Genomic DNA, 13169 nt, shown 5'->3' on the forward strand with positions numbered 1-13169 from the left:
CCGAAGCCGGCAAAAGCCACGCCTGATCTACTTCCCACGATCGAAATGTCTTGCTCATAACCCGAGTGAATCAAATTCTATCCCCGCCGTCTAGGCTGTTTTCCAGACAGGCTCCTAGGGCAAAATGCGCCAAAGAGGACACCCCTTTGCGCCAAGATTATGCATAAGCCGCCGGGCTCGTGTGCCTTGCTGCCGGCCAGTCGAGCCCATCCGGCAGCAACGCGCCAGATGAGACCGGTCAACGGCCTGCCCATCCGGTCCGGATTGAGAACGTTGTGATCATGAAGTGACGCACCCTTTGCAAAGGCGCGGATTAAGCTTCTCAAACATGCACAGCTGAAAGAAGGCCTATGTTTGGCTATGCCGCAGCGGACGCGCGCGCCGAACATGATTGCGCGCGGTACAAACTCGGATAAATTGTTAGCGCCGGGAACGCGGCTTGCGGTTGTGGTGATGACCCGGCCCGCCACGGCTTTTCGCAGTGCAGTGCCAAGTCAAGCCATCAGCTCCAGAAAGGGTGACATTCATGCTAAAACGCCATCATGCTTTTACCGCCGCGCTTGTAGCTCTCGCCGCCGCAGCGGGGCTTCCCACCGCCGCCGAAGCCGGCCCCTGTGTGCCGGGCACCGGCAGCAATGCAGACAATAACACCTGCATCGGCACGGCAGCGCTGTCGAGCAACACCACTGGTGTCTTCAATGCTGCAATCGGCGTTCAGGCGCTCAATAGAAACACCACCGGCAGCCTCAACACGGCCAGCGGCGCCGGTGCGCTGCAGAACAACACCGGTGGCAGTGGAAATACCGCGAGTGGCGCCAGTGCGCTCACGCGGAACACCTCCGGTAGCTTTAACACCGCAGCCGGCATTTCGGCGCTTTTCAGCAATACGACCGGTGGCAACAATGCCGCCAGTGGCGCAAGCGCGCTCTACTCCAATACGACCGGCGCCCTTAACACCGCGAGCGGCGTCAGCTCGCTTTACAGCAACCAGACTGGGAGCAACAACACCGCGAGCGGCGGCTACGCGCTCTACGCCAACACGACCGGCAGCGGCAATACCGCAAACGGCTACAACGCGCTCTTATACAACACCACCGGCACCGGTAATATCGCACTCGGTTTTCAAGCTGGCCTCAACTTGACGACGGGCAGCAACAATATCGTCATCGGCAACACCGGCACTGCCGCCGATCTGAACACGATCCGCGTCGGCGCGCAGGGCACCCAGACCCGCACCTTCATCGCCGGTATCCGTGGTGCCACGGTCACCGGCGGGCAGTCAGTGGTGGTGAACGCTGACGGGCAGCTTGGCGTGACCTCGAGCTCGCGCCGCTACAAGGACGACATCCAGCCGATGGGCGAGGCCAGCAGCCCGCTGATGCAGCTTCGCCCCGTCACCTTCCGCTACAAGGAGGCTGATGCAGATGGCAGCAAGCCGCTCCAGTATGGCCTGATCGCCGAGGAGGTCGAGCAGGCGATGCCAGGCCTCGTGATCTACAACAAGGACGGCACGCCGGAATCGGTGGCCTATCAGGTGCTGCCCAGCCTGCTGCTCAACGAATACCAGAAGCAGAACCGCGAACTTGCGGGCATCGAAGCCAAGTTGGCTGCTGCCGAAAGCAAGTTGGCTGCCTCGGATGCGAAGGTGGAAGCCATGCAAGCCGAACTGGCCGCGCTCAAGCTGGCGGTGAGCCGCTTTGCAGCCGCGCCATCCGCCATCAAGCTGGCGGCCAGCCAGCCATAAGGTCCGCGCCCACCCGGCGCGCATCGGCCGGCCGGGCGCGGACCGGGATAGTTTGGCTATTGAAGCGAAGGTTGATCCGAAGCCAATCGCTCGCGCAACGCTTCGCCCTCACGTGCGAATGCATATGAGGGCCCGTTGCGCCAGCTGTGATCTCTCAATAGTTTGTCGATCCGGTCCGGATCGAGGAAGCTGTGGTTGTGACACTGCAGTTTCTTCGAAGAGAACCGGATGAGAATTCACAAGACGGCACGATTGACGCCCATTGCCCGAGAGCGGCTGGCGAGTGCGGTAATGCTCGAACTCTTGCAGGAGCGCAGGGTGATGCCGAACCTCAAAACGCTCTCTGGCAAAAAGCAAAAGGGCCGGAAATCCGGCCCTCGCTGGTCATGCGGATTGTCGGCGCGGGATCAATAGTCGAGCTGGTTGTCATCCCCCAGATTGTCCGGCGTTTGCTCCTGGGTGAGGTTGAAGATGTTGCTGTCGAACTGCTTCCTGGCGAGGTTCCGGTTATAGACCTCGGACTGATAGATATCGACCTGGGCGTTGAACTTGCTCTGCTCGCTGTCGAGCGGCGGCGCGGCATCCTTGCCGAGGCCGTAGTCCTGCCCCATGGGGATGAAGTTCTGATCCGCCAGCGCCGGAAGAGCCGAAAGGGCAAAAACCGCCGCGGCGGCCATTATCGAATAACGCATGATCAACTCCAATCACGCATACGATAGCCGAGTATGGTTGAAAAAGCATCTACAATCCGCAACCCGGAACCTTAACTTTTCAGCCCCTCCCGGCGGTCCTCAAAGCATGATCCGCAAAAGTGGAACCGGTTTTGCGATAAGATCATGCTCAAGCTTTTGGTCTGGCGCATGATCCGACCAGGTGACTCCACCTCACCGGAACATGCGCTAATCGTTGAAGCCCACCTCGTCGACCAGCTTCGAGGCTGCGGGCTCCAGCCTGGCGATCTCGGCGACGTTCAGCGTGTCGGGGGTGAAGCTGCCCCATGAGGTGACGACGGCGTTGGCCGGCACCTTGGGGTTCACCGGATATTCGAAATTGCCGTTGGCATAAAGCGCCTGGGCCTCGTCGCCGGCGAGGAATTCCATCAGTCTCAGGGCATTGTCCCTGTTGGGGGCATTGGCGGTGAGCAGCATGCCGGAGATATTCACATGCGTGCCGAAATCGGGCGAGGCGGGGAACACGATCTTCACTGACCTGGCCCAGTCCTGCTGCTCCGGCTCCTTCGTCTCGGTCAGCATCTTGCCCATGTAATAGGTGTTGGCCAGCGCCAGGTCGCATTCGCCCGCAAACACGCTCTTGGCCTGGCTGCGGTCATTGCCCGACGGCTTCACCGCGAGGTTGGCCTTGAGGCCCTGGAGCCACTGGCGCGTATAATCCTCTCCCTTGTGCGCGATCATCGCGGCGATGAGGCCCAGATTATAGGGATGGTTGCCGGGCCGCATGCAGATCTTGCCCTTCCACTTGGGGTCGGCCAGCTCCTCATAGGTGATGGCGGTGACCGGCGCCCGCTCGCGCGAGGCATAGACGACGCGGGCGCGCATCGTGAGGCCGAACCACCGGTTGTCCTTGTCGCGCAGGTTGGCCGGCACCCTGTCGAGAATCGCTCTGTCGTTCACCGGCTGGGCGAGGCCGCGGCCAGCGGCCTCGACCAGGCGCCCGGCATCGGCGGTGAGCAGCAGGTCGGCCGGGCTGTTGCGGCCCTCCTGGGCGAGGCGTTCGACGAGGCCATTGTCGGCGAAGACCGCCTTCACCTCTATTCCCGTCCTGGCGGTGAAGGCGTCGAACAGCGGCTTGATCAGCTCGGGCTGGCGGTAGGAATAGACATTCACCACAGCAGCGGCCTGCGCCGCGCCGCCGCCCCCCGCGGCGACGGCGAGGGCAAGACCGAGACCGATGATCTGGCGGCGGGTGGCAGGCATGGGCAACTCCCTGAAGCGAAACAATCCCTGCGCGCTGTATGACGCGCCGGGGCAGGGCCTGTCAATAAAAACCGAGTAAAATAGTCAGGATTAGAATCGTTCCAGGCTGGAAGCCGGGCGCGGGACCGGCTATGATGGTTTTCGGCCAGCAATCGAAATGGTGGACCATGGCATTCGAGCAACTGAAGGCGCAGATCGGACTCCTGCTGGGCGAGATGAACGACCAGCCGGAAGACCTGCATGAACTCTATCAGCAGGTCCACCAGGAGCTGGCCCAGATGCGCGCCACCGGCATGGACGTGCCCGCCGACCTCGTCGAACTCGAGCAGCGCCTGCTCGCCGAATTCCCGCTGGCGCCGCCGCCTGAAGCTTAAGCCAGCCACGGCAGGCTTGCATCCCCCGTCAAATCACGGCAAAAAGCCGCAAGCAGGAGACGTGGCCGAGAGGCTGAAGGCAACGGTTTGCTAAATCGTCATACGCTTTCAAGGCGTATCGAGGGTTCGAATCCCTCCGTCTCCGCCACTTAACCCCTCGGCGAGGGCAGTGCCCCCGGTCGTGGTGTGGTGTCTGACCGGGCAGGCGCTCGCAAAGCGCGGCCACAGTGAGCACCATCGACAGTGAGAGGCCAAGCACGAAGGTTTCCGCATCGATCCCGGCATTGCGCATGACCGAGGACATGGACCCCGGCCAAAGCGCCGGTTGCGATGCCAAAGGCGATGACGACGGTGGTGTTGGCGGTGCGGGGCGACGGCAAGCCGGGCATCTTGCAACCGTCAGCGCATGTTTCGTTCATTGGGAATCGCCTGGACGCAACATGCGCCGGATCAAAAGCCTGAGCATGATCTCATCGCAAAAGCGGTTCCACTCTTGCGGATCATGCTCGAGCCCAACCGGCCTGCGGGAAGAACGCGGCCCCGCCGGATGGCCGGACCCCTTCGCGAAACGGTCCGTCTTGCGGCGGACCCCGCGGGCCTGAACCCTGTCTTTCCGGCGATTGAGCGCCAGACCGCGGTTTTCCCGCCGATACAATGATCCGAGCCGCGACATTTTCCAAAGCGAAAAGAAAATTGTCATGAGGGCTTCACAAACGGAACAGGCATTGCTACGTAGTAGCTGCGTTCATGACGCGGGATGGAGCAGCCCGGTAGCTCGTCAGGCTCATAACCTGAAGGTCGTCAGTTCAAATCTGGCTCCCGCAACCAAAATCCGAAAGTGAATTCAAAAGCTTACGCAAAGCCCCGCAGGCCCTCGGCCGCGGGGCTTTTGCTTCATGTCCGCACTGTGTCCGTTTTTTGGGGGCATTCGGAAGCACGCCTAGTCAGGTTTGGCAAAGTCTGGCATCCTTTGAGCACTCGAATCGAGAAAGGACGGGTCCATGCCGGACTCCATTCTCACGCTCCCTGAGGTGGCGGTATTGCTGAAGGTTGCCGAGAAGACTGTCTACACGATGGCGCAGCGCGGACAGCTTCCTGCGTTCAAGGTGCGTGGGCAGTGGCGTTTCAAGCGATCCGATCTCGAACAGTGGATTGAAGATCAAAAGGCGGCGGTTAAAGGCGAAGCCTCGAAAGGTGACGCGCATGACTGAGCATTTCTTCGAAAAGCCGATCCTCAATACACCCTACGCTTTTCCTGCGCGGCATTGGGAGTTCGATGCCGATGGGCAGCCGACGAACCAGATTATCGAGACGCGCCGACGTTCGGACCTGATCACGCCGGTCCCGAAGCCGAAGAAGCGACGGCAGAACCAGAAGCAAGGTTCGCTTGTCCTTGGCGGCGCCGACGACCTTTCGACCGGGAAACAGGAATACAACCCAACACCGATCATCAACGAGATCCGGACCTACGTCGAAACCTGGCGCAATCTGCCGAACTCCGATCAGTGGCTGGTCACACCTGAAACCGCTCGCCTCCTGAAGCATTGGCGACATCATCAGTTCGAAGGCATCCGTCCGTTTTTCTGTCAGATTGAAGCCGTCGAGACGGCGATATGGCTTGTGGAGGTCGCGCCGAAGCTGGGCGCGCGGGTCGCGAAGTTCTGGGCGCACATCAAGGGTGGCAACGAGCAGGCCAATCCGGAGTTGCTTCGCCTCGCTTTGAAGCTCGCGACTGGCGCGGGCAAGACCACCGTCATGGCGATGCTGATTGCGTGGCAAACGGTCAATGCCGTGCGGCATCCGAACAGCAGGCAGTTCTCACGCGGCTTCTTGATTGTCGCGCCGGGCATCACCATTCGCGATCGTCTGCGTGTCCTGATCCCCAACGATCCCGAGAGCTATTACAAGCACCGGGAAATCGTACCGCCCGACATGCTGGCGGATATCGACCGCGCCAAGATCGTCATCACCAATTATCACGCCTTCAAGCTGCGCGAGCGCATGGAGGTTGCCAAGGGCACACGGACGGCGATCGAAGGATGGCGGGGCGAAAAGCTGCAAACCCTCGAAACCGAAGGCCAGATGCTTCAGCGCGTCATGCCCGAACTGATGGGCATGAAGAACGTCGTCGTGCTGAACGACGAGGCGCACCATTGCTATCGCGAGCGCGTGAAGGATGCGACGGGCGAAACCGAGGAGGACTTGAAGGGCGAAGAGAAGGACGAGGCGAAGGAGAACAACGAGGCCGCGCGGATGTGGATTTCGGGCCTTGAAGCCGTCAAGCGCAAGCTTGGCCTGGCGCTGGTCTATGACCTTTCCGCGACGCCGTTCTTCCTGCGCGGATCGGGCTACATCGAGGGCACGCTGTTCCCCTGGACGATGAGCGATTTCTCGCTGATGGACGCCATCGAATGCGGCATCGTCAAGCTGCCGCGCGTGCCCGTCGCCGACAACGTGCCGGGAGGCGATACGCCGAAGTTCCGAAATCTCTGGGATCATATCGGCAAGAAACTGCCGAAGAAGGGGCGTGGCGCATCCGGCAAATCGCTCGATCCGTTGAGCTTGCCCGCCGAACTCCTGACGGCGCTCGAAACCCTCTATGGCCACTACGCGAAAACATTCGAACTCTGGGAAAACGAGGGGATAGGCGTGCCGCCTGTCTTCATCGTCGTTTGCAACAACACATCCACGTCCGAGCTGATCTACAAATACGTTTCCGGGTTCCATCGCGAGAACGACGACGGATCGACCACGCTTGAGAACGGGCGCCTGGCGCTGTTCCGAAACTACGACGACTTCGGCAACCGCATCGCGCGGCCGAACACGATTCTGATCGACAGCGCGCAGCTCGAATCCGGCGAAGCGCTGGACAAGGACTTCCGCGAAATGGCCGCCGACGAGATCGAACGGTTCCGCCGCGAGATGATCGAGCGCACCGGCGACATACACGCGGGCGACGCCATCGACGAAGCCACGCTGCTCCGCGAAGTCATGAACACGGTCGGCAAGAAGGGCAGGCTCGGCGAGCAGATCCGCTGCGTGGTCTCGGTCTCCATGCTGACCGAAGGCTGGGATGCGAACACCGTCACGCATATCCTCGGCGTTCGCGCCTTCGGCACCCAGCTTCTGTGCGAGCAGGTCGTCGGCCGCGGCCTGCGCCGCCAGTCATACGACCTGAACGACGAAGGGCTGTTCAACGTCGAATATGCGGACGTGCTCGGCATCCCGTTCGACTTTGCCGCCAAGCCGGTCGTTTCGCCTCCGGCCAGGCCGCGCGAAACCGTCCGCGTCCATGCCGTGAAGCCGGATCGAGATTCCCTGGAAATCGTCTTCCCGCGCGTCGAAGGCTATCGCGTCGAATTGCCCGACGAGCGGCTGGAAGCCACCTTCGGCCCGGACCATGTCCTCAACCTCACGCCGCAGCTGGTCGGCCCGTCGGTGACGAAGAACCAGGGGATCATTGGCGAAGGCATCGATCTGACGATCGCGCATCTGGAAGATATGCGGTCCTCGACGATCCTGTTCCACCTGGCAAAGCATCTGCTCTACAATAAGTATCGCGATCCCGGCGAAGAGCCGAAGCTTCACCTTTTCGGCCAGTTGAAGCGGATCACGCGCCAGTGGCTCGAAGGCGGTTATCTCAAATGCACGGGCGGCGCCTATCCCGCCCAACTGATCTACAAAGAGATCGCCGATATGGCGGCGGAGCGGATCAAGGCCGCGATCACGCTGAGCCTCGTCGGCGGGAACCCCGTCAAGGCTATCCTCGACGCCTATAACCCCACCGGTTCGACGGCCTATGTGAACTTCACCACCTCGAAGGAAACGCGCTGGCAGACGAACGGCCCGCCGCCGAAATGCCATGTCAACTGGGTGGTCTGCGACAGCGATTGGGAAGCCGAATTCTGCCGCGTCGCCGAGGCGCATCCATCCGTGCGCGCCTACGTCAAGAACCAGAACCTCGGCCTCGAAGTGCCCTATCTGATGGGCTCCAGACCACGCAAATACATCCCCGATTTCGTCGTGCAGGTGAATGACGGGAAGGCGGAGCCGCTGAATCTGATCGTCGAGATCAAGGGTTTTCGCGGTGAGGACGCGAAGGAAAAGGCCAACACGATGCGCAGCCTTTGGGTGCCAGGTGTGAACAACCTGGCCAAGTTCGGCCGCTGGGCCTTTGCCGAATTCACAGCCGTCTACGAGATCGAGGCGGAGTTTGGAAGGTTGATGGCGGGTCTGGCACCGTTGGGAGTGGACCATGCACGCTGAAGCGTCAAAGGCGATGTGATGAGCGAGGATGCAAAGGACCAGGCAGGCCAGAGCAAAAGGCTTGAGATCAGCCGCGCTGATCTCAAGCCGAAGGCGATGGCCTGCCGCAGTGTCGAGAGAAATTCATTGATTTTTAGCACTGCTAAAGGTATGCTCATGTTCATCCGCCCCTTGGCAGTACGCTGCGATCCTCGCGATCATGAACGCAGCCGACCCCTTGGGGCTTTTGCGCTTCTGGGGGCGGCAGCATGACAAAGCTGGCTATCCTTATTGATGGGGGCTACTTCCTCAAGCGATTGCCGACGGTTTTCCCGCACGCCGATATCCAAAATGCAGAGTCGGTTGCAGGCGCGATCCAGCGGTTGATCACCTCCTACCTCAAGCATCGCAATAAGATTGAAAGATTGCCGCACGAGCGTGCGTTGCTCTATCGATCATTCTATTATGATGCGAAGCCATATCTGGGAAAAGAGCATCTCCCAGTGTCAAAGCGGGCGGTTGACTATTCCCGCACGCCTGAAGCCGTCTTCCGGCTTGATCTTTTTGAAAAGCTCCGGCGCATGTCGCATATGGCCGTGCGGCTGGGTGAAGTGCGTCGCGAACGCGGATGGATCCTTCGCGAAGACGCTCAGAAGCGCCTTCTCAAGAACGAGATCAATGTCGCCGAATTGACCGACGAGGATTTTACGACCGGTCTTCGACAAAAGGCAGTCGACATGCGGATTGGCACCGATATCGCGTCTGTCACCCTGAAGCGCCAGGTTGACACGATCGTGCTGGTGGCAGGCGACAGCGATTTTGTTCCGGCGTCGAAGCTCGCCCGGCGGGAAGGTGTGCGCGTCATCCTTGATCCCCTCTGGCGTAGTATTTCACCAGAGCTTTTTGAACATATTGACGGCTTGCGCAGCGGTTTCCCCAAGCCCGGAACACCCGCCGCGAACGCACAAGTGCCGGCGGACGATGATGAGGACGAAGCCACGTGACCAAGAAACCCCTTTCCGTTGAAGCGCTGAAGCACGACGCGGCCACGCGCCGCAACATCCCGACGGCGGAATATGAAAGCGTGATGCGCGAGGAGGAGAAATCTCCGGTTCAGCTTAGCTACGAGCGCCGCATTCCATATGACGCGAATGGCCCAAGGGCCACGCGCGACCGCGATCTCGATCCGCAGCTCGTCTGGCGCGGCAAGGATGAGCAGGACTGGTCCGATCTGATCGTCGCAGCACCGCCCCTCTTCATTCAGGAGAAGGTGCACCCGAAGGTCATCATCGATGATCTGAAGCGCGAGGCGAAGAAGCGCGCTGACGAGGCCGCACCGCCACCAGCCGATCTCTTCGCCGATTTCAACGGGTTGAAGGACAAGGAAGCCGCGACCGAGTTCTACCAGCACGACCAGCACTGGTCGAACCGGATGATCTCGGGCGACAGCCTTTCGGTGATGGCGAGCCTGGCCGAGCGCGAGTCCTTACGCGGTCAGGTGCAATGCATCTATTTCGATCCGCCCTATGGCATCAAATTCAACTCGAATTTCCAGTGGAGCACGACATCGCGCGACGTGAAGGACGGCGCGAAGGACCAGATCACGCGCGAACCTGAGCAGGTGCGCGCCTTCCGGGATACGTGGAAAGACGGTATCCACTCCTACCTCACGTATTTGCGCGATCGGCTAACCGTGGCGCGCGATCTCTTGCATGAGAGCGGGAGCATATTCGTCCAGATCGGTGATGAAAACGTGCACCGGGTAAGAGCATTGTTGGATGAGGTGTTTGGCGATGAGAATTTCATCGGCTTGATCTGGTTTCGTAAGAAAACCATGCCTCTCGGAGCCACGTATCTTGAGAGAATGGGCGACTACATAGTTTGGTTTGGAAAAAACAAAGAAAAAACCAAATTCAGGCGGCTTTACAAGAGCATCGATATATCTGGCGATTTCCATTGGAATTGGCGACAGGTAGATAACATCACACGCACCAAATTCTCTAAAGCTGATCTAGCTGGAAATCCAGCAGGCGATCCGTTGAGGCTCGTTTCGATGTGGCCTCCTTCCTTCAGTGCGAAGGATGTCTATGATCTTCCCTACCAAGGGAAGAAATGGCCACCAGCGCCGGGACAATGTTATCCGTCGGGTACTGAAAAACTTGAACGCGTCGCAAAGGCGGGGCGGTTTGAGATCGAAGGGAAATTTCTTCGATATGTTATGAAATTGTCGGACGATGATACGACAAAACTGAATTTGACTTGGACCGACACGGTTGGCGCTCGCGATCAGAGGTATGTAGTAGAGACGAACGAGTTTGTAGTTCAGTGGTGTCCTTTGCTCACAACTGATCCCGGTGACTTGGTTTTGGACCCCACCTGTGGATCTGGAACCAGCGCCTATGTTGCCGAACAATGGGGACGGCGCTGGATCACCATTGATACAAGTCGCGTGGCTGTCGCGCTGGCGCGGTCGCGTTTGATGGGCGCTCGATATCCTTACTATCTGCTCGCTGACACTCCGGAAGGACAGCGCAAAGAAGGTGAAGTCACCCGAACTCCGCCGAAGACCACGCAAACTCGTGGCGATATTCGTCACGGTTTCGTCTACGAGCGCGTTCCGCACATCACTCTGAAAGACATCGCCAACAACAAAGAGATCGATACGATCTGGGAGACTTGGCAGGAAACCCTGGACCCCTTGCGGGCCAAACTTAACGCCACGCTCGGCAAAGCATGGGAAGAATGGGAAATCCCGCGAGAAGCTGCGGCAGGGTGGTCCACCGAGGCAAAATCAACTCATGTCAAATGGTGGGAAGCACGCATTGCCCGGCAAAAGGAGATCGACGCCTCGATCTCAGCCAAGGCAGAATCCGAATTTCTTTACGACAAGCCATATCCGGACAATAGCCGCGTTCGCGTCGCGGGACCATTCACGGTCGAAAGCCTCTCGCCGCATCGCACGCTGGCGGTCGATTGGAACGATGAACTCGTCGATGTGCTCCAAGCCGCCAACGGCAAGCGCAAGGCGGCGGAGAAGGGCGATGCGGTCACCGACTTCGCGCACATGATCCTTGAAAACCTGAAAGCCGCTGGCGTGCAGCAAGCGCACAAGGAAGACCGGATCACCTTCACCGCGCTCACCGGCTGGCCGGGCCGCTTCATCTGCGCGGAAGGGCTCTTCACGGAGGGCGAGACTCCCGCCGCAGGCGGCAAGGGCGACCGCCCGCCGGCCGGTCAGGCCGCCCCCGCGGAGGCGTCGGCGCAGCCGATTGCCGCGAGCGCAAAAATGAAGCGCGCGGGCATCTTCATCGGCCCGGAATTCGGGACCGTGTCCCGCCCCGATCTTGTCGCCGCCGCGCGCGAGGCGGGCGATGCGGGCTTCGACGTGTTGATCGCCTGCGCCTTCAACTATGATGCCCATTCCGCCGAGTTCGACAAGCTCGGCCGCGTGCCGGTGCTCAAAGCCCGCATGAACCCCGACCTGCACATGGGCGCCGACCTCAAGGCGACAGGTGCTGGCAATCTGTTCGTGATCTTCGGCGAGCCCGACATCAAGATCGAGGATGCGGGCGACGGCCTCATCCGCGTGAAGGTGTTCGGCGTCGATGTGTTCAAGCCGCAGACCGGCGAGGTGATTTCGGAGGGCACCGACGGCATCGCGCTGTGGATGCTCGACACCGACTACAACGAGGAGAGCTTTTTCGTCCGCCACGCCTATTTCCTCGGCGCGAACGATCCCTACAAGGCGCTGAAGACGACGCTGAAGGCGGAGATCGATCAGGAAGCCTGGGACAGCCTCCATTCCGACACCTCGCGCCCCTTCGCGAAACCGGCCTCGGGCCGCATCGCCGTGAAGGTCATCAATCACCTCGGCGACGAGGTGATGAAAGTGTTCGGGGTGGAGTGATGAGAATTGGCGATCTGGTTCGGCACTACATCCCGTTCATCCTTGAATACTGCGAAAAGCATGATCATTCAGAGTTTTATCGGTTGTGTGATCGCGCCTATTCGACGGACACGCTGGATGTGAATTTTCCGTTCTGTAAGCCGGTTGCGGAAATTTCGGCATTGGAAAATCGGCGCTTTTGGTCACAGGTTTACGTCGTGAGCGGCATTTCCGTCCGTGTCATCAGCCAATGGTATGACCCGCCAATCAGCAAGAGCCGACCCAGTCTTGTCCAATATCAGGAGCGCTGCGGGATCGAGATGATCGACGCAGCCCGGGTTGTCGCGGGTGCTGAAAGTGCCGAGGATATGCCAGTCGAAAGGGCCCCGCGCGCCGCCCGCAGCCGGTTCAAGGGCAACGCGATCGGCAATGCCCAGAATCCGCTGGTGCGGAACATCTTGAGCAATCTGGGCATGGAGAGTTTTGGACAAAATCATTGGCTGCAGGTGATCGACGCCTTTGGTGGATGCTGCGCCTATTGCGGGCAGGAGGGCGATGTGGTGATGGATCACGTGGTGCCTATCAACAAGCAGTCACTTGGCGAACATCGTCTCGGCAATATCGTCCCCTGCTGCCGTGCATGCAACGACCGCCTCGTATTCGACGGCAATTTCGGCTTCGATGTGGTCACGGACTTCTCGGCCGGCGTCGGCGAAGGCGACGTGCTTCAGCTCTCACTTGGAAGCGCCTGCGACAGCTATGCCGAGGTGATGGCGGTGGCGAGCCAGGTCAACGCGGATACGGTCTTCGATTTTGGCGGTCTTGGCAGTATCACTTTGCAGGGCGTGAGCATGGCGGCCCTCAACCCGGACGACTTCCTGTTTGCGGCGTAGAGGTCGCCCCCGTCGCTCTTGCCGGCTTCGACAAGGATGATGCGGCCGATTGTCTTCTGCTCCAGCGCATGTTCCGTTCAGGCGGAATCGCCT

The 13169-nt window shown here is 60.0% G+C and carries 10 protein-coding genes and 2 tRNA genes; 10 read left to right on the forward strand and 2 right to left on the reverse strand.

What is annotated here, in order from left to right:
* Positions 1 to 526: 526 nt before the first annotated feature.
* On the forward strand, positions 527 to 1744 hold the full coding sequence (locus IOC69_RS01180; RefSeq protein WP_290541693.1) for a tail fiber domain-containing protein: 1218 nt from the start codon (positions 527 to 529) through the stop codon (positions 1742 to 1744).
* 407 nt (positions 1745 to 2151) lie between these two features.
* Here the strand turns inward: IOC69_RS01180 and IOC69_RS01185 are convergent, their stop codons facing one another.
* Positions 2152 to 2436 (reverse strand): hypothetical protein, encoded by a 285-nt coding sequence (locus tag IOC69_RS01185; protein WP_290541694.1) that lies wholly within the window; start codon positions 2434 to 2436, stop codon positions 2152 to 2154.
* 207 nt (positions 2437 to 2643) lie between these two features.
* Complete coding sequence (locus IOC69_RS01190) at positions 2644 to 3678, reverse strand: Fe(3+) ABC transporter substrate-binding protein (protein ID WP_290541695.1); 1035 nt, start codon at positions 3676 to 3678, stop codon at positions 2644 to 2646.
* 167 nt (positions 3679 to 3845) lie between these two features.
* On the opposite strand from IOC69_RS01190, the gene IOC69_RS01195 reads away from it, so the two are divergent.
* From IOC69_RS01195 to IOC69_RS01235, 9 genes are all read left to right on the forward strand, one after another.
* Positions 3846 to 4052: a hypothetical protein gene (locus tag IOC69_RS01195; protein ID WP_290541729.1), complete on the forward strand. Its 207-nt coding sequence runs from the start codon at positions 3846 to 3848 to the stop codon at positions 4050 to 4052.
* 55 nt (positions 4053 to 4107) lie between these two features.
* A tRNA-Ser gene (locus IOC69_RS01200) sits at positions 4108 to 4200 on the forward strand.
* A gap of 603 nt (positions 4201 to 4803) precedes the next feature.
* Positions 4804 to 4880 (forward strand) — tRNA-Met (locus IOC69_RS01205).
* A 173-nt stretch (positions 4881 to 5053) separates the two neighbouring features.
* Positions 5054 to 5263, forward strand: coding sequence for a helix-turn-helix domain-containing protein (locus IOC69_RS01210; protein ID WP_290541696.1), 210 nt, complete (start codon positions 5054 to 5056; stop codon positions 5261 to 5263).
* The gene (locus IOC69_RS01215) at positions 5256 to 8318 is read left to right on the forward strand and encodes a BPTD_3080 family restriction endonuclease (RefSeq protein ID WP_290541697.1); all 3063 of its coding nucleotides are present in this window, start codon (positions 5256 to 5258) and stop codon (positions 8316 to 8318) included. Before IOC69_RS01210 ends, IOC69_RS01215 begins: the two co-directional genes overlap by 8 nt.
* A gap of 18 nt (positions 8319 to 8336) precedes the next feature.
* The gene (locus IOC69_RS01220; protein ID WP_290541698.1) at positions 8337 to 8570 is read left to right on the forward strand and encodes a hypothetical protein; all 234 of its coding nucleotides are present in this window, start codon (positions 8337 to 8339) and stop codon (positions 8568 to 8570) included.
* Positions 8567 to 9301 carry an NYN domain-containing protein gene (locus tag IOC69_RS01225; RefSeq protein ID WP_290541699.1) on the forward strand — a complete coding sequence of 245 codons (735 nt, stop codon included), beginning with the start codon at positions 8567 to 8569 and terminating at the stop codon, positions 9299 to 9301. The genes IOC69_RS01220 and IOC69_RS01225 overlap by 4 nt, the downstream gene beginning before the upstream one ends.
* The gene (locus tag IOC69_RS01230) at positions 9298 to 12204 is read left to right on the forward strand and encodes a site-specific DNA-methyltransferase (protein WP_290541700.1); all 2907 of its coding nucleotides are present in this window, start codon (positions 9298 to 9300) and stop codon (positions 12202 to 12204) included. The genes IOC69_RS01225 and IOC69_RS01230 overlap by 4 nt, the downstream gene beginning before the upstream one ends.
* Complete coding sequence (locus IOC69_RS01235; protein ID WP_290541701.1) at positions 12204 to 13076, forward strand: HNH endonuclease signature motif containing protein; 873 nt, start codon at positions 12204 to 12206, stop codon at positions 13074 to 13076. Before IOC69_RS01230 ends, IOC69_RS01235 begins: the two co-directional genes overlap by 1 nt.
* Positions 13077 to 13169: the final 93 nt, after the last annotated feature.

This window comes from Aestuariivirga sp. (genome assembly GCF_020252405.1).
Classification (GTDB): Bacteria; Pseudomonadota; Alphaproteobacteria; order Rhizobiales; family Aestuariivirgaceae; genus Aestuariivirga.

What these genes read in the sequence shown, in the direction of transcription:
- IOC69_RS01235 (WP_290541701.1), top strand. Translation starts at nt 12,204, where the DNA reads ATGAGAATTGGCGATCTGGTTCGGCACTACATCCCGTTCATCCTTGAA.
- IOC69_RS01190 (WP_290541695.1), bottom strand. Translation starts at nt 3,678, where the DNA reads ATGCCTGCCACCCGCCGCCAGATCATCGGTCTCGGTCTTGCCCTCGCC.
- IOC69_RS01195 (WP_290541729.1), top strand. Translation starts at nt 3,846, where the DNA reads ATGGCATTCGAGCAACTGAAGGCGCAGATCGGACTCCTGCTGGGCGAG.
- IOC69_RS01220 (WP_290541698.1), top strand. Translation starts at nt 8,337, where the DNA reads ATGAGCGAGGATGCAAAGGACCAGGCAGGCCAGAGCAAAAGGCTTGAG.
- IOC69_RS01215 (WP_290541697.1), top strand. Translation starts at nt 5,256, where the DNA reads ATGACTGAGCATTTCTTCGAAAAGCCGATCCTCAATACACCCTACGCT.
- IOC69_RS01185 (WP_290541694.1), bottom strand. Translation starts at nt 2,436, where the DNA reads ATGCGTTATTCGATAATGGCCGCCGCGGCGGTTTTTGCCCTTTCGGCT.
- IOC69_RS01225 (WP_290541699.1), top strand. Translation starts at nt 8,567, where the DNA reads ATGACAAAGCTGGCTATCCTTATTGATGGGGGCTACTTCCTCAAGCGA.
- IOC69_RS01210 (WP_290541696.1), top strand. Translation starts at nt 5,054, where the DNA reads ATGCCGGACTCCATTCTCACGCTCCCTGAGGTGGCGGTATTGCTGAAG.
- IOC69_RS01180 (WP_290541693.1), top strand. Translation starts at nt 527, where the DNA reads ATGCTAAAACGCCATCATGCTTTTACCGCCGCGCTTGTAGCTCTCGCC.